At 69.3% G+C, this 21,206-nt stretch carries 20 protein-coding genes; 17 read left to right on the forward strand and 3 right to left on the reverse strand.

The features are described from left to right. Window positions 1–24 precede the first annotated feature (24 nt). The 12 genes from AB5J73_RS42680 (at window position 25) to AB5J73_RS42735 (ending at window position 8,868) form a co-directional block, all read left to right on the forward strand. A complete protein-coding gene (locus AB5J73_RS42680; RefSeq protein WP_370964916.1) occupies window positions 25–957 on the forward strand; it encodes a bifunctional DNA primase/polymerase in 933 nt (310 codons plus the stop codon). A 34-nt stretch (window positions 958–991) separates the two neighbouring features. After that, complete coding sequence (locus AB5J73_RS42685) at window positions 992–1,705, forward strand: hypothetical protein (RefSeq protein WP_370964918.1); 714 nt, start codon at window positions 992–994, stop codon at window positions 1,703–1,705. Window positions 1,706–1,890: 185 nt separating this feature from the next. After that, window positions 1,891–2,049: a hypothetical protein gene (locus AB5J73_RS42690; protein ID WP_370964920.1), complete on the forward strand. Its 159-nt coding sequence runs from the start codon at window positions 1,891–1,893 to the stop codon at window positions 2,047–2,049. Between the two features lie 45 nt (window positions 2,050–2,094). Beyond that, window positions 2,095–2,805 (forward strand): hypothetical protein, encoded by a 711-nt coding sequence (locus AB5J73_RS42695; protein WP_370964922.1) that lies wholly within the window; start codon window positions 2,095–2,097, stop codon window positions 2,803–2,805. A gap of 97 nt (window positions 2,806–2,902) precedes the next feature. Next, the gene (locus tag AB5J73_RS42700; protein ID WP_370964924.1) at window positions 2,903–3,505 is read left to right on the forward strand and encodes a hypothetical protein; all 603 of its coding nucleotides are present in this window, start codon (window positions 2,903–2,905) and stop codon (window positions 3,503–3,505) included. A gap of 83 nt (window positions 3,506–3,588) precedes the next feature. Next, a complete protein-coding gene (locus AB5J73_RS42705) occupies window positions 3,589–3,741 on the forward strand; it encodes a hypothetical protein (RefSeq protein WP_370964926.1) in 153 nt (50 codons plus the stop codon). 171 nt (window positions 3,742–3,912) lie between these two features. Further along, the gene (locus tag AB5J73_RS42710; protein ID WP_370964928.1) at window positions 3,913–4,329 is read left to right on the forward strand and encodes a hypothetical protein; all 417 of its coding nucleotides are present in this window, start codon (window positions 3,913–3,915) and stop codon (window positions 4,327–4,329) included. Then, on the forward strand, window positions 4,322–4,759 hold the full coding sequence (locus AB5J73_RS42715) for a hypothetical protein (RefSeq protein ID WP_370964930.1): 438 nt from the start codon (window positions 4,322–4,324) through the stop codon (window positions 4,757–4,759). The genes AB5J73_RS42710 and AB5J73_RS42715 overlap by 8 nt, the downstream gene beginning before the upstream one ends. A gap of 187 nt (window positions 4,760–4,946) precedes the next feature. Beyond that, a complete protein-coding gene (locus AB5J73_RS42720; RefSeq protein ID WP_370964932.1) occupies window positions 4,947–5,978 on the forward strand; it encodes a DUF4192 domain-containing protein in 1,032 nt (343 codons plus the stop codon). A 228-nt stretch (window positions 5,979–6,206) separates the two neighbouring features. Beyond that, a complete protein-coding gene (locus tag AB5J73_RS42725; protein ID WP_370964934.1) occupies window positions 6,207–7,250 on the forward strand; it encodes a DUF4192 domain-containing protein in 1,044 nt (347 codons plus the stop codon). A 402-nt stretch (window positions 7,251–7,652) separates the two neighbouring features. Next, window positions 7,653–8,165: a single-stranded DNA-binding protein gene (locus tag AB5J73_RS42730; RefSeq protein ID WP_370964936.1), complete on the forward strand. Its 513-nt coding sequence runs from the start codon at window positions 7,653–7,655 to the stop codon at window positions 8,163–8,165. 256 nt (window positions 8,166–8,421) lie between these two features. Further along, the gene (locus AB5J73_RS42735) at window positions 8,422–8,868 is read left to right on the forward strand and encodes a hypothetical protein (RefSeq protein ID WP_370964938.1); all 447 of its coding nucleotides are present in this window, start codon (window positions 8,422–8,424) and stop codon (window positions 8,866–8,868) included. Between the two features lie 75 nt (window positions 8,869–8,943). Here the strand turns inward: AB5J73_RS42735 and AB5J73_RS42740 are convergent, their stop codons facing one another. Then, window positions 8,944–9,507 carry a hypothetical protein gene (locus AB5J73_RS42740; protein WP_370964940.1) on the reverse strand — a complete coding sequence of 188 codons (564 nt, stop codon included), beginning with the start codon at window positions 9,505–9,507 and terminating at the stop codon, window positions 8,944–8,946. Between the two features lie 290 nt (window positions 9,508–9,797). Between AB5J73_RS42740 and AB5J73_RS42745 the strand changes: the two genes are divergently transcribed. The 4 genes from AB5J73_RS42745 (at window position 9,798) to mobF (ending at window position 18,416) form a co-directional block, all read left to right on the forward strand. Next, the gene (locus AB5J73_RS42745; RefSeq protein ID WP_370964942.1) at window positions 9,798–10,613 is read left to right on the forward strand and encodes a DUF6283 family protein; all 816 of its coding nucleotides are present in this window, start codon (window positions 9,798–9,800) and stop codon (window positions 10,611–10,613) included. A 787-nt stretch (window positions 10,614–11,400) separates the two neighbouring features. Next, entirely contained in the window at window positions 11,401–12,666 is a 1,266-nt protein-coding gene (locus AB5J73_RS42750) for a hypothetical protein (RefSeq protein WP_370964944.1), read from the forward strand. A gap of 68 nt (window positions 12,667–12,734) precedes the next feature. Then, window positions 12,735–12,956, forward strand: coding sequence for a hypothetical protein (locus AB5J73_RS42755; protein WP_370964946.1), 222 nt, complete (start codon window positions 12,735–12,737; stop codon window positions 12,954–12,956). A 354-nt stretch (window positions 12,957–13,310) separates the two neighbouring features. Beyond that, a complete protein-coding gene (gene mobF, locus AB5J73_RS42760) occupies window positions 13,311–18,416 on the forward strand; it encodes a MobF family relaxase (RefSeq protein ID WP_370964948.1) in 5,106 nt (1,701 codons plus the stop codon). A gap of 120 nt (window positions 18,417–18,536) precedes the next feature. Here the strand turns inward: mobF and AB5J73_RS42765 are convergent, their stop codons facing one another. Together AB5J73_RS42765 and AB5J73_RS42770 are read right to left on the reverse strand one after the other, a co-directional pair. After that, entirely contained in the window at window positions 18,537–18,971 is a 435-nt protein-coding gene (locus AB5J73_RS42765) for an Lsr2 family protein (protein ID WP_370964950.1), read from the reverse strand. Between the two features lie 277 nt (window positions 18,972–19,248). Next, entirely contained in the window at window positions 19,249–20,508 is a 1,260-nt protein-coding gene (locus AB5J73_RS42770; RefSeq protein WP_370964952.1) for an FAD-dependent monooxygenase, read from the reverse strand. Between the two features lie 66 nt (window positions 20,509–20,574). Here AB5J73_RS42770 and AB5J73_RS42775 point away from each other — a divergent pair, with 66 nt between their 5' ends. Next, window positions 20,575–21,051, forward strand: coding sequence for a MarR family winged helix-turn-helix transcriptional regulator (locus AB5J73_RS42775; RefSeq protein ID WP_370964954.1), 477 nt, complete (start codon window positions 20,575–20,577; stop codon window positions 21,049–21,051). Window positions 21,052–21,206: the final 155 nt, after the last annotated feature.

Below are 21,206 nucleotides of genomic sequence, written 5' to 3' on the forward strand. Positions count from 1 at the left end.
GGCCTCCCAGAAAGGGCAGATTCAGTGACCGACAACCCGTTCCGCACCGCCGCGCTCGACGCCGCACACCGCGGCTGGCCCGTCTTCCCGCTCCAGCCGAACTCGAAAATCCCCGCCATCAAACGCTGGGAGCAACGCGCCACCACCGATTCGGAGACGATCCACAGATGGTGGCCGGACAAGTCCAGAAAAAATGTGGGCATCGCCTGTGGGCCGGCAGGGCTGCTGGTGCTTGATCTCGACGCCGCCCGCGGGGTGATCCCCATCCCGTGGGCGCGCCGGGGCGCCACCCACGGCCGCGACATCCTTGCCCTGCTGGCACAGCAGGTCGGCGTGCCCGACCCAGTGGACACGTTCACAGTCGCGACTCCGCGCGGCGGTGAGCACCGCTACTTCGCCCGGCCGGCCGGATCGCGGCTGCGCAGCACCGTCGGGGCTCGCGGCCACGGGCTCGGCTGGCACATCGACACCCGCGGCCCTGGCGCGCTCATCACCGCACCGGGATCCATCGCCGTCGTCAAGGGCGTGCCGGTCCCGTATGCCGTCACCTGGGACCTGCCGGTCGCTGAACTGCCGGGCTGGCTGGTCACCGCCCTCACCCCGCCACCGCCGCCGCCTCGCCCGACGGTGGTCCGAGAACTGCCGGCGACCAGCCGCCGGGTCACCGCCTACGTCCAGGCCGCCGTGGCCGCCGAGCGCCGCAACGTCGCCACCGCAACCGAAGGCCACCGCCACATCACCGTCTACGCCGCCGCAGCAGCCCTCGGCGAGCTGCTAGGCAACGGGTGGATCAGCGCCGCCGCGATCACCCACCACCTCACCGACGCCGCCCGCCACCACCTCGGCTTCGCTGACTTCGACTCCCGCGAGCTGACCCGGACCATCCGCGACGGCATCGCCGCCGGCCGCGAACACCCCCGCATCCTCACCGACCGCCCCACACCCCAGCACGGGTAGCAGCCCGCTCACCGCTGACCGAAGGGACCTCGCCATGCCCGGCACCACCCCGTCCGATCCGGACACCACATCGAACCTCACCTGGCTCTGGCAACGCCAACCCGACAGCACCGACCTGGAAAAAGCCCTCATCCCCGCCCACCTGATCCGCGCGGCCTGGCTGCCGATGCTCCAGCACCGCTACACCGAAGGCGACCGCGTCCAGTTCACCTATGACGGGAAAGCACGGAAGGGCACAGTCGTGCAAGACCAGGGCATGTACCTGGCCATCAACGGCGAACGCCCAGGCTCGGGCTTCACCATCCACAAAACCGACGTCCGCCCGCACGACACCGAACCCGCCGCACCGACCGACCCGGTCATCGACACCGCGATCGACCCTCATCCCCATCCCGTCGTCCGCCGGGAAGGCCACACCGCGACCGCATACTGGAACCTCGGCCGCCCAGCCGTTGACGGCTGGCTGCCCTGGGCACGGCTGCACATCGCCTTCCAAACCGACATCGGTTTCGTCGCCACGCTCTCCAGCGTCGAAGAACTCGACCAAGCCGGCGAACACCGCGAACGTCAGCGGCCGCTCGACCCGATCGTGGTCCATCACCACCCCACGCGCCGCCCCAGCCACCACGCCGTCCGCACCTGCCTACGCGACGCCATCGACATCGTCATGTCCGCGGCCAGGCAACACCAACCCGTCGTCTGCGCCCACTTCGTACCGATCCTCGCCGCCGTCGGACAGAAGAAGTAACCAGCAGACGCTCGGCTGGTACGCCGCGGCGGGCGCGGTCACCACAAAAGCACAGCGCGGCCCGGACCTCACCACCGTGCCGATCCACCGTCAGACGGCGGTCCGGGCCACGCCGTGCTCGCGAGGCCCCGTTCACCACCGGCGGCCCCCAGCCGCCGGCAACCGACCATTCACGAAGGGGGCGCATGACGGAGCCGACGATCCACGTTCCTGAGGGGTACCGCGAAACCCACCTGCGCGGGCTGTGGGCCCTCATCGGCTGCCAGGTGCGCGGCGGCAACGGCAAGTACCTCGTCAGCGACAACATCGGCGGGCCAGGCGATTACGACGAGCCCACCGTGTGATACCCGCAGCCCTGCCATTGCCTGTGGTCGCCGCCGCCGGAGGACGTGCGCACGCTCGACGCCGCGCACGCACGTCTACGGCTTCACCGGGAGCGGATGCGCGAGGTCTCCGATGCGATCGGCCCACGCCAGGTCGGCGGCACTTACTGGTGCGGCTACTCGCATCGCTGGTACGTCGTTGAGTCCATCGAGATCCGCTTCCGCAACGGCAAACTGACCGCCCCGACCTGGTCGATCACCGCGCGCTGGGCCAGCGGCGAACGCGGCACCCCGTGGGATCCCCGCTACGACAGCAGCACGTCCTCCCCATCGCACTCGCCCGGTCCGGCTCCGGCGCCGCCGGAACTGCGCTCCCCACCGCCCTCTCGTGCCGGTGGTGCCGCTCCCGGTTCGCGCTCGTGCGCGCCGTTCACCGTCCGTTCTGTCTCACCTGAAAGGAAACGCTCGATGTCCGCTGCTCTACTGCCCAACATCCCTGACCGCGCTGCCGGATTCGCCCCCTCTCGCGAACCCGCGACCGATCGAGGTCGCCGCGCGCTCGGCGTCCTTCGCCGCCACGAACTGGTCCGCTGGCACGGACGCGACGAGATAGCCCGCGCCTATGTCCACCCGGAACGCGCCGTCATCGAAGTGCCGAACCGGCCCTGGCCGATCGGCCGGCCGGCCGGAGGACTACGACGACCACACCTCCACCGGGATCTGGTTCGACGCCACCGGTACACCACAGCCCGACCTGGCAGACCGTACTACACCTGAAGGTGTCACGCTGCTGTGCCGCCGCTGCGGCCTGGATTGCACCTGACAACCGCGAACGACAACCGCACGTCCACTTGAGACACAGACAGGGGAATCGATGCCTCACGAAAGCCATCCGCACGGACTTCCCACCGCCGCTCTACGCGTCGACGAAGGACTGGTATGCGGCGATGACCAGCTCTACTTCCCGGCGCAGCTCGGCGAACCGCAGTTCGCGGCCACCGACGAAACCGGCCGCCACCACTACACCGTGACGCCACGGTTTCGCCGTGTCGTCGCCGAATGGGTCGCCATCACCGTCGAAGCCACCTCCGACCATCTGCGCTTCCGCTGGGACGGCGACGAGCTGATCGTCATCGACGATGACGCACTTGACGACGACGGCGACCCGACGAGCGGCCCCGCCGTCGAACGCATCCGGCCCGACGCCGACGGCAAGTACACCTTCGCAACGTGGTTGTGGCACGTCTACGACGCTGCCGCCGAACACCTCGACGACACCACGCACGCCGCGCTGGCCCTCCTGGCGACCGACAATCTGCTGCAGGTCGACACCGTGATCCGTTACGTGGCCGCGAACACCTATCCCGCCCCCGATCCGCAGACCCTTCACGACATCCGCCACCGACACCGAACCACCGCGAATCCGCCCGTAGTCCCGAGCCGGGACACCGACGTCGAGGAGCCGCACGATGAGTAGCGACTACGCCAGAATCCCGGCGGGATGCAACGTCACGCTGACACGCCCTGGCGATAAGGCCGGCCTCGAACTGCTCTCCGACGGTGACTTCGCCCCAGCTCTGGCCGATCACGACAACGACGGTGGTCACCGTCGAGGGCACCCCCGCCGAACTGCTCGACTTCATGCACCGGGCTCAACAAGCGCTGGGAAAACGAGTGGACCTCGGCGACGGCGGCCGACTGGCGGGTCCCTGATCGTAGCCGCGAGCAGACACTCCGGTCGGTGCGGACGACCACCGCCAGCACAGCACACCCGAGCCCCTCGGGCGCTGGCTTCCGCGCAACGTCGCGTAAGTCAGTAGGCGCCCGAGGACCGCGGGCGTGCTCGGGGAGGGCGGTTCACCCGCACCCGACCCGGAGGTACCCGTGACCACATCCACCGGCCACCCCACACCGTCTGACGACGCCGAGTCCGTCTTCGAGCGGGCGTACCGGCTGATCGAAACCGAACTCGGCGGCCGCCGGCTCCCTCCGGAACCCCGGACCTGGCTCGACGACCTCGCTCGCACCCGACGATACAAGACCGCGCTCATCACCGCGGTCTGGAACACCTGCTTCCCCTCCGGTGTCGTGGAAGCCTGCCGGGTCGTCGAAGCCGTCTACCCGTACCTCGACCCCGACGGGCTCTGCACCGACGCCGCGCTCACCGCCGCCTGGAACGTCCTCGAACCCGACGCCCACACCTGGCCCGAGCAACTGCAGGACGAGCGACGCCGCTTCACCAGCAAGTGCCTCGACCGCGCGCTCGCCGAGGCGAACACGGCGGTGACCGACCATGCCTGAAGACCGGTTGTGGCTCACCGCCTACGACTGGAGCCGCTCCTACGTGCTGCCCGAGTCGGTCACCTGCAACATCCCCCGCCGCGGCAGCCTCAACGACTACGGCGCCTGGAATACCGCGCGCGGTGTCCTCGTCGAGCTGTGCCGCGCCCTGCCCGCGGCACCGGTCTCGCTGCTCTACGACGAGCCCGTACAGCGCCGCGACCGAACGCGAATGGCGATCCGGATCACCGCGCACGCCCGCCGCGGCGACGGGCAGGAAGTACGCGTGATCTACCGCAGTGAACGCACCGACGCCGAGCCCTGGCCGGAGTTCTGGAGCGTCGCGGTCAACGGGTTCATCCCCGCCTCCGGCCACGGCATCAGACGGCCCTCGCCTCCATGGATCGCTCACACCGCCGTGCAGACGCTGCGCGCCGAACGCGGCCGGTGAGCCGCGCCCCTTCCCGGCCCCAATGTCCGCGCCCTTATCCCGGCCGGGAAGAACGGCCGGGCGAGGACACCCACCGTCGATGGCACAGGTGACGTCGCTGACCTTTCAGTGGCCGATCGCGCCACCAACCACAGACACGTGGCCCTCACCTGCACCATTCGTCCGCTGTAGGCAGCGAGGTTCCCTGATGCCCGAACCGATGTTCCTGACCGACGAGAATCTTCTGGCCGCCATCCCCGCCCTGTTCGGGTTCACCCCCACCGACTCCCTCGTGATCGTCGCCGCCGTCGTGCACACCGACGGCACCGTCCGCCTGGGCCGCACCACCCGGTTCGACCTCGACCTGGCCCTGCGGCTCTTCCGCGTGATCGTCGCGGACCTCAGCCGCGCGCTGGGCGATCAGCCGATCCAGCGCCTCATCGGCGCCGTCGTCCACGACACCAGCGACGCCACCGACCTGCCCTACCGGTCCCAGCTTCACCAACTCGTTCACCAGCTGCACGAGTCCGGTTTCACCAATACCGAGTTCCTGCACGTGCCCACCTTCACCCCCGGCGCTACCTGGTCCTGCTATCACGTCGACGACCACACCGGCACCCTGCCTGACCCCGCCATCTCCCCGGTCACCACCGAACGCGTAGCCAACGGCAACCGCATCTACAGCAACCGCAAAACCTTCCTGACCCAATTCGTTCCCGTGCCCGCCGACCTCCGCGACCGGATCGCAACCCTGGCCGACCCGATCACCGAGCACGTCCAAGCCGAAGAACTCGCCGGGAACTTCCCTCGGCTGCGCCAGCTCCTGCAGCTGCTCGACGACGTGGTCACCGCCGCCACCCACGGCCAGCTCCCCACCGACCACCACGAGATCGCCGAACTGATCGCCGCCCTGACCAGCTTTCTCCTCCGCGACATCCACCTCATCCAGGACACCGAGCCGCGATGCGCGGCCGCCCAGTCACTGTGGCTGCACCTGTGGCGCTACGCCCCCGCCCGTTACGCGCCCACGATGACCGCGCTCGCCGCCGTCACCGCATACCTGCGCAAGGACGGCAAGGTCGCCGGCCTCATCATCCAGCACGATCCGCGCCCCACCAAGCTCAGCCGGCTGGTACGCCGATGGATACGCGAGGACGTCGACTTCGTCGCCCTGCACACAGACATCGCAGACGTCGCACAGCACCTGCGGACAGCGCTGACCGAATCCACCGAGAGCTGACGCACCAGCAGAACACGTGAGGGTCGGCCTCCTGCCTCGTGGCGCGCACGGGAAGTCGGGAGCACCGCACCCCCCGCGCCGGGGCGCCGGAACCCGGCGACCGTCGCCGGACGTCGCGGCTCGGCCACACCCCGCGTGCACGCGCTGCGCACCGAACTCGGCCGCTGGTCCGCGACCCGATCCCCACCGACGGCCCCAGCTCGCCTTCCTCTGAAAGGACACTCGTCGATGCCGCTCGCCCTCGCCAGCACCAGCCTCGCCGTCGCCAGCATCCCAGCACTGATCGGCTTCATTCCCGACGACTCCCTGGTACTGATCACCACACTCACCAACGACGACGGCACGGCTACTACCGGCCCGCTCACTCGAATCGACCTCAGCCAACTCACCGCCCACGGCGAAGACTGCGTGCGGCAGTTCAACCGGCAATGCGCCGACCTGCCCGTCCTCTGCGTCACCGGCATCCTCGTCCGCACCCTCGACGAGGACGCCAGCAGCGGCGAACCGCTACCGATGCGCCCGGACGTCGACACCGTCGTCGAGCTGCTGACCGAACACGGATTCACCGACGTCGACCTCGTGCACATACCGGCTATCACCGAGGGCACACGCTGGCGCTCCTACCTCGACACCGACCGCACCGGCGTCCTGCCCGACCCCGGGACCACACCGGCCGCGGTCGCCGCCGTCGCCACCGGACACACCATCGCCGGCAGCCGCGACCACCTCGCCACCCGCTTCACCCCCGCGCCCGGGCCCCTCCGCGCGCGTCTGCAGTCCCGCATCTCCGACGCCGTCGAATCCGCCGCCATCGACGTACGCTGGCACCTCGCCGCGCACGTCCGCCTGGACCGCGCCGACGCCGCGATCCTCGCCGCCGCCCACGGCGAGTTGCCCACCGACGATGCCGCCATCGTCGATCTCGCCGCGACCTTCGCCACGCTGCCGTTCCGCGACGCCCTGCTCGCCGTCCTCGACTACGCGACGCGACTGGCCGCCGAGAGCCTGGTCCTGCACCTGTGGCGCCACAGTTGCGATCCGGTTGCCACCAGGCTCGCTACCGTCGTCGCGATGCACGCCTACCTGCGCGGTGACGGAGCGGGCGCGCGGATCGCGCTGGAGAACGCCGACCTCGAGCAGCCGCTGGCGCTCCTGCTCTCGAGGATGCTCGACCACGCCGTCCCGCCGTCGAAGGTCCACCACGTGTTCCAGAACGCCAGCGCCGACGCTCGCCGCACGCTGCTCGGCAAACCCGCTGTCGACCCCGCATGACGCCCCGCTCTGCCACACCGTTCCCGGCGATCCCCGGAACGCTCGATGTGACGGCAGGAGCCCGCAGCCCGACCGCCCGTCGGGTGTGCCCCGGATCGTCGTGGGTATTGGCGCGGCGGTGAGTGGGTGCCACCGGCGGTGGCCTCGCCCGGCTCGCCGGGACGTGGATCGCCCGAAGGTAAGCACACCCCGGCCGGGGGCAGTGCGTCCCCGAAGCCCGGCCCGATCCGCCCGGATGAACCAGCCTCTCGACTGTCGAACTCCGATGCCGGTCGCGCAGCGGGCTGGTTCACGCCGGGCGGATGAGCCAGGGCCGGGGACGTCGCCTCACGGCGTCCCCCGGCCGCTGCGTGCTCAGGCTGCGCCGCGTTCCACACCCCAACGAGCACCAGGGAGCCCACCATGGCCGGCGACACCATCATCACCATCTGCGGCAACCTCACCTCCGACCCCGAACTGCGCTTCACCCAGGCCGGCACGCCGGTCGCGAACTTCACCGTCGCCTCCACCCCGAGCAGCTTCAACCGCGCCACCGGCGAATGGGACGACGGCGAGGCGCTGTTCCTGCGCTGCACCATCTGGAAGCAGGCCGCCGAGAACGTCGCCGAGTCCCTGACCCGCGGCGCCCGCGTCATCGTCCAGGGCCGCCTCAAGCAGCGCTCGTTCCAGACCCAGGAAGGCGAGAAGCGCACCGTCGTCGAGCTGGACGTCAACGAGATCGGCCCGTCGCTGCGCTACGCCACCGCGCAGGTCACCAAGAACGCGAAGAACGGGTCGGCGAAGGTCAACCCGGACCTGGTGACCAGCACGTCTACCGGCGCGACCCCGGCCGGTGACCCGTGGACCGCGGACGCCGAGCGGGAGTTGGTCGGCGCGAACGCGGGCGGCGGGTTCAGCGACGAGCCGCCGTTCTGACGAGACCCGGTGTCCGGCCGGACCTTCCCCTCCGGCCGGACACCACCCCAAGACCGGGCCAGCCTCACGGCTGGTCCCGGCCTTTCTCATGCCACGCCACGACGTCCCGGAGGTCACGATGCCCGCCACCCACAACACCACGTCCTCCGCCACATCCGATGCGACGACGAACAGCCGCGTCGCGCGCGAGCAGAGAGTGCACGCCCTGGCCCGGAAATCACCCGTTGGGGTGGCAGAATCGCTCTACGCTCGAAGCATGAGCAATCGTTACGGCGTCACGATCCCCGGGCTCGTCCTCGCCGGAGGCACCGGCTTCTACCTCGGCATCCAGCCCTTCGGCTACATCGGACTCCTCGTCACCCTATTCACCGACCCCGCCGGCCTGCTCGCCCTCCCCGGCGCCCTCCTGTTCGGCGCGCTGCTCGGATGCGTCGTCGCCTACCTCAGCCGCAACCGCATCAAGCCCAAGCTCGCCCACCGCTACCGCCGCGGCGCCAGCCTCGGCGCCCTCACCCTGCCCGGCTTCCTGTTCATCGGGCACTTCCCTGGCGCCGAGCAGGGTGGCACCGCCAGCCAGTGGGCCGTCGGGATCGCGTTCTGCTGCGGCATCGCCGCGATGATCACCTACTGCCAGCGACGCAAGCGCGCCACCCTCGCCCGCCGCGCCCGACGCCTCGTCCAGCAGCAGACCGCGACGCACTGAACATGCGACAACGCGAGAGGGGCGGTGGCACCGTCGGTGCCACCGCCCCTGTCGTGTTGTGGCCGAACGTCGCGGCTAATCCGCCGGGCTTCTCGCCTCTGCCCCCGCCTCCCGCTCTGGTTCCACCACCGACCCCTGCAGCGACCCTGCCACCGGCCGATCAGCTGATCCCGGCGTCGAGCCCGCATCGCCCGCAGCCGAGACCGCAACGTCGCGCTGCGGCACGCTCACCTCCGATGCGGCGGCGGCACGCGACAGCGCGGTAACCGCCTTCGCCGAGATTCCCAGCATCGCCGCCGTCTCCGCCGCGCCCACATCCGCCGCCCGGATCTCCGCAACCGACGTCGCCATCACCGACCGCCACTCCCCGATCTCCATCTCCGCATCCGCGCGAACCTGCTCGGCCGACCGCTCGAACTCCGCGACCCTCGCCGCGCGCTGCCGGTCCAGCTCCGCCAGCTTCCGCTCCAGCTGAGCCCCCAGCGCGGCGATCCGGTCCTCACGCCGGCGCTCCACCGCCTCGACCGCCGTCACCGCCTCCGCGAACGGCCCCAGCGCCGCATCCACGCGTCGCTCGTTCTCCCGCTCGCGCTCCAGCTGCTCGGCGCGGCGCCGCCGCGCCGCCTCCAGCCGCTCCAACGTTGCCGACGACCGGCGCTTCCGCCCAGAACCTCTTGTTTGACGTTCAACCATGACGCACCTCCCGCACTGGGAGGGCGCCAATCCAGGCTACCCGCACAGCAAGTACCCACCCGGAGGTCATCCCACCGACCGGCCGGCTTCCCCAGCTCAACGTCGAGCACTTCATCACCGACCAAGCCTGCCAGCAAACTGGACAACGCCACCGTGAGCCACACGGTGACGGCAGCACCGTCCTCACTGCCGGACCACTACCCTGTACCGTCTAGACCAGCAAGGGAGCGCCGACCGTGCCTGACTCAACCGACGACGCCACCTCGACCAGTACCGAAATCCTCGCTGTCCACGACGGCGGAGACGGTTGGGGCGTCATCACCACCACAGCACCTGCCGGCGACTACCAGTCCAGCCCTTGCGCTCGCTGCCCGTGGCTGCGCGACTCGCCCGTCGGCGCGTTCCCACCCGAAGTCTTCCGCCACTCAGCTCGCACGACCTACGACCTGGCCACCCACAAGTTCGGCTGCCATGCCAGCACTCGCGAGCAGCCCAAGACCTGCGCCGGGTTCTTGCTGCGCGGCGCTGCCCACAACCTCTCGGTCCGCGTCCACGGCCCCGATGCCACCGCCGTCAGCAGCGACCGACCGCTGTACGACAACTACCGTGAGATGGCCATCGCCAACGGTGTCCACCCCGACGACCCCGCGCTCCAGCAGTGCCGCGACAGTCGCGCCTACCATGACGACGCCCCCGCCCCTGCCGGCACTGCACCTCAGCCGCTGGTGCCGCTCGCCCTCGTCCGCGCCACCCGCATCATCCGTGACTACATCGTCGCCAGCGTCGGTGCCGACCACGGCGACGAGATGACCAGTCAAGCGCAGCTGCTCGCCAGCCGGCTTGCCGCCCACGGCCTCCTCGCCACCGTCGACACCACGTCCCGCACCGCGACCTCGGCGCCGGCAGGAGTGATCCGCGCGTTCATCGTCGAGTCGGTCGGCGAGGACAGCGGCGACGACATGACCGAACAAGCCGACCAGCTGTGTCAGCAGCTCGCGGCGGCCGGCCTTCTCGCCTACGGCACCTACGTACCCGTCACGTTCACGCCATAGGATCTGGTCGGCGGGCATCTCGGCTGCTTAACCAGGCCTCTGAAGCGGGACCAGCTGTACAGGCCAACCATCCGCTACGAAGATAGGCGCGGTACCGCCGCAGCAGTCCCGAAGGACCACGCCACCGAAGTGGCGAGCTGCAAAACTCGCGGCGGCCCGCTGACGCTCCGCCACAAGGCCGATACGAGCCCACGGAGCGTTGTTAGCAGCATACCCGCAGGCCACGAGCCTCACCGCGCACCTGCAGCACAGGCCGTCACCGCAGGTCAGGCATCTGCTCCCACTGCACACCGCCAGCGGGAAACCTGTCCATGTACTCGTTGCGTCCGCGGGTGGTGGGTGGCCCCGAAATTGTATCGGTCGTCCCCCCAAATGCAAGGGCACCCCAAACTGTTTTTGACCGAAAAGCGTGGCCAAAAACAGTTCGAGGCCCCACCCTTGCATTTGGGGCCCCTACTCCCTAGGTCAGGCATTAAGGGCAGGCCGGGGGCCTGCCCTGGTCGCTTCGAGGCCACCCACCACCCACTCAGCGCGCAGCGGCTCCTACCGCGCCGACCAGCAGGCGAGCAGGTGCGACCAGCAAGCTACATCCACGGCACGCAACCGGCCCGAAAGCAAATTCGACCACGCGCCCTAATCGGCCGCCAGAATTGGCCGAAAAAGCCTGGCAGGAAACGCTATTTTCACTGGAATCGACACCAACGGTCGGGTAATATCGAAATTGCAAGGCGATCGGGACTGCAAACCCGAGAGACCTCACGAATCCGATACATGAAAGTTGGATATCATGTTTTCGACCATTCACCGTAAGCACCGTCAGAACATCGACCGCGCCGTACAGTTCCTGCAGGCCGAACACCCGCGCGTGCGGTCCGCGCTCACCGAGCTGCGCCACGTGTTCACCGACAGCGGGGAGAACCCACCCGCAATCCTCGCCGCGTGCGCCACGCTGCTCAACACCGATGACGCGATCAGCCCGGACGTCCTCGCCGCCGTGCGTAACGTCCACGCCGAGTGGGACAGCTACGGCGAGACCGAGCGCGAGCTGTTCAACCGGTGCGTCTACAGCAGCGAGACCCGCCGTAGCGTCGCGGTGACCGAGGTCAACGACGTCACGGTGATGCTGCGTGCACAGCCGCCGCGTATCGCCGACGCGCTCAACGGGTTGCGATGGCTCAACGCCGCCACCGGATACAACCAGCAGCACGCGTTCACCGCGTGCGCCACTCTGCTCAAGAACCCCAGCGCCACCCACCCCGCCATCGTCGAAGCCATCCAGACCGCCTACCGGCTGTGGCCGACCCTCGCCGACGACATGCGCACCCTGGTGATGACGTGCGTGTACGCCAGCAAGGCCCGCGCCGAGCACGCCCGCGCCCGCACCGCCGCCCGGCAGCAGGCCATCACCGCCGAAACGGCCGAGCCGCACCGGTGCGGAAGCTGTGACGGCAACCTCGCCGACACGCCAGAACTCCCGTACTGCTCCGATGCCTGCCGCCGGGAAGCCGAATCGGCGCAGCACCCCATGCCCGGCGAGCACACCGCCGCCGAGGAACCGGCCGAGCCCGCCACCACGGCCGACATCCCCGAACCCGCCGCCCAGGCGAAGCCGAACACCCAGCGCGCCGCGAAGGCCGAACGCGAGCCGATCGAGAAGAAGGCGGACAGCCGTTACGTCGTCGGCGAAGTCGAAGCGCAGTATGACGAGAAGTGGCGCCAGATTCAGCAGGCGATCCCGGCCGCTGGTCTCGTGCGCAAGGACGAGCGCGGGGTGGACCTCTACGAGCAGGAGCGCCAGCGTCACGCCGACCTGGACGACAGCAGCGACACCGCTAGCGACTTGACCGGCTATGCCCTGTCCGATGAGGACTATGAGCGGCTTGCCTTGCTCCCGGTCGCGCCGGGTGGGTTGTGCGTGGCGTGCAACCTGGAACGCACCCCGACCGAGCAGCGCGCCGAGGGCGCCGACGACCGATGCGAGATGTGCCGGGACCGGAACATGGCACCGCTGGTGACGTTCACGCCGTCGCGCGAACTCGCCGCCGTCGCCTGACCACCCCCCGCAGGCGGGGGCACCCGGACCGGGTTCCCCCGCCCCACCCCAGTCCAGGAGCCACCACCGTGCGCACCTTCGCCGAAATTCTCGCCGACATCGACCACGAGCTTGCCGCCGCCGACACGATCCCGACCGACGCACCCGCTTCCGTCGCGGCTTTCCTGCGCGAGCTACTCGCCCGCCACGTCCGAACACATCCCGCGCAGAATGGCAACGCAGTCGACGTCGTGCCCGCCGCCGCCATCCGGCTAGAGCTGGACTACCTCACGCGGTACGGCCAGCTCTAAGCACCGTTCCCCTCCAAAGCGGCCGCCGATCTTGCGATCGGCGGCCGCTTTCGTGTGCCCTGACATCCGGGAACCGCGCAGGCGCCGGCAGACGGCGCCCGGGGCGCCTTAATGCAGGCGCCGGCGCTCGACCCGAAACGTCCGTCGCCACCAGCCCCGCCCCACCAACCCCACCCGCCCGCCACCCACCACCACACCCCACCCCGCACCATCCCCACCATCCACTCACCCCGCCCACCACGCCGCAACTACCACCACCTCACCCAACCCACCCCTACCCCGCACACAGCACGTCTTGCAGACGATCTGAACCGGGTGGGCTTCGCCGGATTTTCGGCGTAGTCTGGTGTGGACATGATGGGCTTGCGAAAGCTGAGCCCTGGTGGTCATGAGTATCTCACGAATACGGTGGCGTGCGCCGATCGCAGCCGTGAGCTCGCGCCCGGCGAGCTGTTAAGTGACTACTACCTCTCCCGTGGTTACCCGGCAGGCCAATGGTTCGGCGCCGGAGCAGAGCACTTAGGACTCTCCGGCGTGGTCACCCCTGCCCAGCTGAACGCCCTCTTCGGCGAAGGCCGGCACCCGAACGCCGACGCCATCGAAGCCGAGATGATCGCCGACGGAGCCACCGCCGCAGAAGCCTTGAAGGCGACTAGGTTGGGTCGGCGGTTCCCGCAGTACTCCGCACTGGATCATCTGCGTTCCCAGGTATCGCAGGCGTACAAGGACCACAACCGTCTGCACGGGCGTCCGATCGGCGCGCCGATCTCCGCGGCCAAGCGCGCCGAACTGCGCCGCGGCGTCCAGATCCAGGCCTACCGCAAAGCGCATGATGGCAAGGGCCCGGCGAGCGACAAGGAGCTGAACGGATGGCTGGCCGAGCAGAAACGGAACCTCAAGTCTGCAGTCTCCGGCGTTGAGGCCGTGTTCAGCTACGACAAGACCCTCTCTATCGCGTGGGCGGCTGCGTCGCCGGCCGGACGGAAGCGCATTGTCGGTATGGCCCGCCAGGCCGCCCTGGACACCGTGACCTACATGGAACGCAACATCGCCTACACCCGCCGCGGCAACATGGGCGAGGCCCAGGTCGACGTCAACGGGCTCACCGCGGCGATGTTCGAGCACTGGGACTCCCGCGCCGGCGACCCGCACCTGCACTTTCATGTGCTGATCTCCTCGAAGGTGCAGCGCAGCGACGACGGTGAATGGACTGCGCTCGACCTGCGCACCATGTTCGCCGCGACGGTCACCGCGTCGGAGTACTTCGACAACCGCCTGCGCGACCTGTTCCGTGAGCAAGGCGCGTCCTGGGTGCAGCGCGGCGCCGAAGGCGTGGACATGAAACGCCTGGTCTGGCAGCTCGAAGGTGTCCCGGTCGAGCTGGTGAAGCTGTTCTCCCAGCGGCATCGCCAGTTCGAGGCCGCGCGCGCGAAGCGCATCGTCGAGTTCCGGGCCCAGCACGGGAAGGAGCCGACACCGAAGGACATCTTCGCCATCGACCGCGCGGCCCAGTACGACAACCGCCCCGGCAAACAGCCCCCGAAGACGCTGCCGGAACATCTGAAAGCGTGGCGCGAGCACGCGCTCAGCATCATGCCCGCGAAAGTTCTGGACACGCTCGCCGACCGCGTGTTCCTCACCGGACGCGCGGAACCCGATGCCTTCGACATCGCCAAACTGGCACAGTTGACGCGGGATGTGTTGTCGGACAACTACAGCCACTTCTCGTGGTGGAACCTCGCCGCCGAAGCGCACCGCCAGACCGCGCACCTGACGGTGCCGGTGGACAAGCGCGAGCAGCTTGTCGACGACGTCGTCGACACCATCCTCGCCCAGCCCGACACCCTCGCTCTGGTCGGCCCGACCGCGGTCAACGAGCCAGCCTCGTCGCGCCGCCGCGACGGCGAGTCGGTGTTCGTGGAACACCACTCAACCCGCTACACCTCCACCGCCACCCTCGCCGCCGAGGGCGACCTGGTCGCCTGGGCCCGCCGCGGTGGCGGCCATCGCCTGCGCGTGGACACTGTGGAGAAGGCCCTCGCCGGTCAGGGATTGAACACCGGGCAGACCGAGATGGTACGCCAGTTCGCCCGCTCCGGACGGCGCCTGCAGCTCGCCTTGGCGCCCGCCGGGGCCGGGAAGACCTCGGCGATGAAAGTCCTGGCCACGGCGTGGCGGCGCACCGGGCACCGCGTCTACGCCTTCGGACCGTCTGCCCGGGCGGCGCAGGAGCTCGGATCCTCGATCGGAGCGAAGCCGCACACGCTGCACCAGCTGACCACCGCACTGAAGCTCGGGTTCGCCCACCGTGCCTTCCCGATGGAAGCCGGGGACCTCGTAATCGTCGACGAAGCGGCGATGGCCGGCACCCACACACTGATCAAGGTCGTGACATACGCGCTGACCAACGGCGCCGACGTGCGCCTCATTGGCGACGACGCGCAGCTGGCCGCCGTCGAGGCCGGCGGAGCGATCCGGCTGATCGCCCACGACGTCGGCGCTGTCCGGTTCACCGAGATCGTGCGGTTCCGCGGCGAAGACCGCGAGGACCAAGCCGCGGCGTCGTTGCAGATCCGGGCCGCAAGCCCGGCAGGGCTCGAGTACTACTTCGACCGCTGCCGGGTCTCCGGCGGGTCATTGGAGACGATGCGTGACGCCGCCCGCTCACGGTGGCAGGCCGATCTCGACGCCGGCGTCCAGTCGCTGCTGATCGTGCCGACCAACGAGGACACCGTCGCGCTGAACATCGACGCCCGCGAACGACGCCTCACCCTTGGCTTGGTCGACCGCGGGCGGGAAGTGGAGCTGCACGACGCCACCACCGCCGGTGCCGGAGACTGGGTCGTCACCCGGCACAACCAACGCCTCTTGTCGCTGTTCGGCGGGAAGGACTTCGTCAAGAACGGCGACGTGTGGACCGTGACCGACGTGCACGCCAACGGCAAGATCACCGTCCAGAACCGCGTCCACAAGGCCGCGATCACGCTGCCGGCCGAGTACGTCCAGGCCCACGTCGAGCTCGCCTACGCCGCCACCATCAATCGGGTGCAGGGCATGACCAGCACCGGCAACGCCCACCTACTGGTGCCGCCGACGATGACCCGCGAGCAGTTCTACCCCGGCATCACCCGCGCCATGCACGCCAACTTCATGTACGTGGTCACCCACCACCACGTCATCGACCAGCACCGCGAAACCCCCGAACCCGTCTCGGCACGGTCGGTGCTGACCGGGGTGCTGAACCACTCTGGCGCTGAGGTCTCGGCGACCGAGACCTTGCGGGAGGCCCAGGACGCGGCGGTGTCGATGGGCACGCTGGTGCTGCGCTACAACTACACCGCCACCTACCGCGACGAGGAACGCTACCGCGCCATCCTCACCCGTCACGCCCCCTCCACCGTCGATCTCGACAGTGAGCCGGCGCTGATTCAGACGCTGCGTAACGCCCATGACCTCGGCTGGGAACCCGACCCGCTCGTCGCCGCGGTCATGCGCTGGCGCCAGTCCCTCGATGACGCCGAGAACCCCGGTGCGGCACTGCAGGCCCGGATCACGACACATCTTCAACGCCGCACCCCACCGTCGCCGACCGCCCCACCACAGCCCGCGGACGTGACTCGCTGGCGGGGCATCGTCGATGCGATCGCCCCGCACGCGGCCGTCGAAGACCCGGAATGGGAGAAGATCTGGGTTCGCGCGGCTGGTGCGCTGGCGGTCGGGTTCGACGTCGACGCCGCGCTGACCGTGGTCGCTCATCAGCTCGCCGCGCGTGCGGTGGTGCCGGATCCAATGCCGGATGACCGGTACGCCGACGCCGCTCTCGCTGCCGAACTGGAGCGCCGACGTGAGCGTGGCGAAGCCCATCAGCGGGCTGTTCCCTGGCTGGCCCGCCCCGACTTCGCCCACGTCCGCCACTATCCGGGGCACGCCGAGTACCTGCATGAGATGAACATCGCGATCGCCGAGCGTCTCGAGCACCTGCGCGCTGCGGTGATCCGCGATCAGCCGGAATGGGTCTCGGGGCTCGGGCAGCGGCCGGACAACCCGATCGCGGCCGAGGACTGGGACGACCTGGTCGGCCTGGTCGCGGGCTACCGCGAGACGTTTCGCATCGAAAGTGAGGCGCCGCTGGGCGTAAAACCTGGCAGCCACGGCGCGAGGGCACGCGCCTGGCGCAGCCTGAGCGAGCGCTGGAAGTCCTTCGGCCGGGCGCATGCGCCAGCCCCGTCCGCACCCACCGGGCCTCGCAATGCGGCTCGAACGACCGCGCTGGACGAGGTGTTCGCCGAGTTCGATCACGTCGAGGAACGTGTCGTCCTTGAGCCGTTGAACGTGCTCGTTCGCCGCTACGAGCTGCTGGCGCGTGACGGTGATGAGGATCGCTACCTCGACGTGCTAGCCCGCTACGTCCCCAACGCGGTCAACGCCGGCGCCGAACCGGCCGCGTTGGCGGCGCTGGCTCGCGCGCAGGACCGCGGGTGGCAGGCCGAACGCATCGTCCGCGACCTGGTCGACGACCGCGGGTTCAGCTGGGCCCAGGATGCCGCGGCGGTGCTCGCCAAGCGGGTCAACGACCACGTCCGGACCCATGACGCGCCCGCCAGGATCGCCCCGGCGAGCGACGAGCAGATCGTCCGCTGGCAGCAGATCGTCGCCGCGCACCTGCCCGACGCCGCGGTGACCGAACAGCGGTGGGGCATCGTGTGGCGCCACGCCGCCGGCGGCGCCATCCGCGGACTCGACCCCGACACCGCGCTCACCGACGCAGTCCGCCTCGTTGCCGCGACAGCGACCGGTGCCGAGTACTCCGCCCCCCGCGAGACTGGCGTGGCGCTCGTCAGTGCGCTCGTGCGCCAGCACGACGCCAGCGCCGGGCACCACTCCGCCCTGCCGTGGCAGGCCCAGCCCGATCTCGCGCACGCGGCGAACCCTCACAGTTCGCTGGAGCGGCTGGCGACGCTGAACGCGGAGATCACCGCGAGAACAGAGCAGCTGCGAGACCAAGCGGTGCGGGAGCAACCGCCGTGGCTTGCACGCTTCGGTGCCCGCCCCGACGATGCCGCACTCGCGCGGCAGTGGGACCAGGTCGTCGGGCTCGCTGCGGCGTATCGTGAAACCTACGGCATCACGACTGCCGATGCTGCCTCCCCGCTCGGCAACCCACCGCCCGGCAACGACCTTCGCGCCGACGCCTGGCGAGACATCACCCGGCAATGGAGGCACCTGATGACCACACCTGACCGCGAAGACGCGGCATCGGACGTCATGCTGACCCAAGAGTCCTTGCGCGACGCCGCCAACGTCTACGCCGCACGCTTCTTTGCCACCGAAAAGGAAGAGGCAGAGGACACCGAAGCGGACACCGCCGCGGCCGAGCGGCGTACCGAACTGGAAGAAGAACTGATCGACGGCCATGACCACGGCTACGGCGAAGGCTCTCACCGCGGACTCAGCTACTGAGCTGGCACCGAACGACATCCGGCGAAGACAACCATGAATCGTTCACGTGGCCGTCTCCGCCAGACGTCGCTCTCCTGCAGTCTGTCCCGATGCTATTTCAGCGTCGTCACCTGGCCGTCATTACTTCTTCGCGGCCGCGACCTTCTTGCGCGGCGCCCGCTTCCGCCCAGCAGGGGCGGGTTCGTCGACAACGATAGGCTGGCCGCCGTTCGCCTCGAACGCCTCGATGATCTCGCTGGAGAGACGGCCGCGCTCAGACACGGTGTAGCCGTTGGCGCCAGCCCACTCCCGGATCTGGCGTGACCGTTCACGATCCGCGGCCGCAGTGCCGGGCTTCTTCCCCTGAGCTGACTCACCGGCCGCCAGCCGCACCTTACGGCCGCCCATCCGCCGTCCGGCGGCAACGTAGCGGGCGAGTTCATCGCGCAGCGCGGAGGCGTTGGCGTCGGACAGGTCGATCTCGTAGCTCACCCCGTCCAGGACGAACGGGACCGTCTGGTTGGCCGCGCCGCCGTCGATGTCGTCGACCATCTCCACGAGTACTTTCTGCGCCATAACGGCAAAACCTCCAGTAACTCCGGCTGCGAATACGATGTGCCGGACCGTGTCACCATAACTCACACCCGTTGGGTGACGCTGTGGTCGCGGCATTGTTTGCGGAATTTTCCATCGTTGTGGGGATCTTCCGCCGCAGCGGAGCGCCAACTTTACACAGTTGTTGCATCGACTGCGGACGCAGCAATCCGGCAGCGGTTGCCGCCATCGTGCGACGAAGGATCAGGCCAGGGATCTCCAACCTGTTGCGAGCCGCGGCTGAGTGGTGGGCTTAGCTTCACACCCCTCCCGGAGCCCGCGTCAGGGCAGTGCCCGATGCGCGCAGCCTCGGGTACTCGGGCAGCCGCGGCTCGTGCTTCTGGGTCGTGATCACCGCCTTCTCCACGACGGGACGCAGCACACCGGAGGTGACGACGCGGTGGAGTGCCCGGGTGACGACCAACCCGGCCGAGGTCATCGGGTGCATCAGCCGGGGCATGCCAGGCGCGAGACCTTGCGCGCTGTCGACGTAACGTCGCAGAAGCCGCTCGTAGCGGGCGAAGGCACCGGTGTGAGTGCCGCCCGGCTCGCGCAGGCTGCGGCCCAGCTCGCCGGCGAGCACGTGCGCGCCGACCAGCGCCAGCGTGGTACCCATTCCGGTCGGTCCAGATCCCCACGCGGCGTCGCCGAGCACCCCGACCCGGCCTTCGCTCCACCGTGACATCACCACCTGACCCCACCGATCGGTGTAGAACTCCTCGGGCCGGGCCGCGAACCCGTCGAGGATGCGCTCGGTCTGCCAGCCGGCCCCGCGGAAGCGCGTACGCAGGTGGTCGATCTGGGCTTCGGCGGGCAGCGTCTCGAACTCCGCGGACCGGGCGGGGAAGCTCACGCTGGCGCGGATCGTGCCGACGTTGTCGGGACGGGCGTTGACCACCCGGCCCTGCGTGGTGGTCATGAAGTACCACCAGTCGTCGTCTTCCGGGCGGCGATCGATCGTGCCGAAGGCGACATTCAACCCCTTGTCCCGGTGGGTGGTCTGCTCGGGCATTAGCAGCCGTCGGGTGCGGGAGCTGCGCCCCTCGGCGACGAGCAGCAGCTCGAACCGCTCGCGGCGACCGGAGTCGAACCGCACGTCGACACCGTTGGCGTCTTGGTCGGCGCCGACGACGAAATCGCCGTAGCGGACCTCGACGTCGTCGGCGATGCTGCCGAGCAGGATGCCGGCGAGCTCGCCGCGGAGGATCTCCAGCTCGGCCGTGGGGCCGTCGCGACCCTCTTGGCGCGCGACCTCGGCGTAGACGTGGCCCGTCTCGGTGATGAACCGGGTGCCGGCCTCCCCGGTGAGTCTGCCGAGCACGGCGTCGCGGATCCCCATGCGTTCCACGATTTCGCGGCCGAGGCCGCGGATGTCGATGTTCTGCCCGGCGCTGCGGCGGCGCGGGGACCGTTCGAGGACGACGGGCTGGAAACCCTCGCGTACCAGCCCCCAGGCGAGGGCGGGACCGGCGATGCTCCCGCCGGTGACGAGGACGCGGGGACGGGCCTGATCGGACACGCAGACTCCTTCACGGTGAACTAGTTACATCATCAAGCTACTTCACCGGATGATATGTTGCCACCCATGGCTGATGACGAGCGAGCGCCGGACCAGCGCGTCGTGCCCCAGCTGCGGGAGTTCGCCGCCGCCGGCGACGAACTGGGCAGATTGTTCGCCCGCACCAAACGAATGCACACCACCGACGCCGCCGCCATGGTCGCGATCCTCACCGCCGAGGACCAGGGCGCTCCCCTGACGCCGGCCCGCCTCGCCGAGCACGTCGTGCTGACGACCGGAGCAACGTCCTCGCTGCTCAACCGGCTCGAAGAGGCGGGGCACATCATCCGCACCCGCGGTCACAGCGATCGCCGGGTCGTCACGTTGCACTCCACGCCCGCCATCCACGCCGCGGCCGACGCGTTCTTTGCCCGGCTCGCACTGCGCCAGAACGCCGTGCTGGCCGACTACACCGAAGCGGAACTGACCCTCGTCGAGGCAGTCGTCGACCGGTTGACCGCGGTCGTGAAGGACTTCGTCGATCACCCACCGGATCCCGCCTAGGAGCTGTCTAATACGTCATCGAGCCAGAACACAATGGCGTCGACGGCGAGTTCGGCTTGGCGTCAAGCGGCGCATTTGGTATTGCGGGCTATCAGGTGACGGGACTGTACGGGCCGGTTGAAGCAGCGTTCGACCACGTTGCGCTGCTTGTCGTG

Origin of the sequence: Amycolatopsis sp. cg9 (assembly GCF_041346945.1) — a bacterium.
Classification (GTDB): Bacteria; Actinomycetota; Actinomycetes; order Mycobacteriales; family Pseudonocardiaceae; genus Amycolatopsis.

Bases quoted from the DNA above. Each gene is read 5' to 3' on its own strand.
- AB5J73_RS42750 (WP_370964944.1), top strand. From the start codon at position 11,401: ATGTTTTCGACCATTCACCGTAAGCACCGTCAGAACATCGACCGCGCC.
- mobF (WP_370964948.1), top strand. From the start codon at position 13,311: ATGATGGGCTTGCGAAAGCTGAGCCCTGGTGGTCATGAGTATCTCACG.
- AB5J73_RS42700 (WP_370964924.1), top strand. From the start codon at position 2,903: ATGCCTCACGAAAGCCATCCGCACGGACTTCCCACCGCCGCTCTACGC.
- AB5J73_RS42690 (WP_370964920.1), top strand. From the start codon at position 1,891: ATGACGGAGCCGACGATCCACGTTCCTGAGGGGTACCGCGAAACCCAC.
- AB5J73_RS42730 (WP_370964936.1), top strand. From the start codon at position 7,653: ATGGCCGGCGACACCATCATCACCATCTGCGGCAACCTCACCTCCGAC.
- AB5J73_RS42685 (WP_370964918.1), top strand. From the start codon at position 992: ATGCCCGGCACCACCCCGTCCGATCCGGACACCACATCGAACCTCACC.
- AB5J73_RS42735 (WP_370964938.1), top strand. From the start codon at position 8,422: ATGAGCAATCGTTACGGCGTCACGATCCCCGGGCTCGTCCTCGCCGGA.
- AB5J73_RS42725 (WP_370964934.1), top strand. From the start codon at position 6,207: ATGCCGCTCGCCCTCGCCAGCACCAGCCTCGCCGTCGCCAGCATCCCA.
- AB5J73_RS42765 (WP_370964950.1), bottom strand. From the start codon at position 18,971: ATGGCGCAGAAAGTACTCGTGGAGATGGTCGACGACATCGACGGCGGC.
- AB5J73_RS42720 (WP_370964932.1), top strand. From the start codon at position 4,947: ATGCCCGAACCGATGTTCCTGACCGACGAGAATCTTCTGGCCGCCATC.
- AB5J73_RS42715 (WP_370964930.1), top strand. From the start codon at position 4,322: ATGCCTGAAGACCGGTTGTGGCTCACCGCCTACGACTGGAGCCGCTCC.
- AB5J73_RS42775 (WP_370964954.1), top strand. From the start codon at position 20,575: ATGGCTGATGACGAGCGAGCGCCGGACCAGCGCGTCGTGCCCCAGCTG.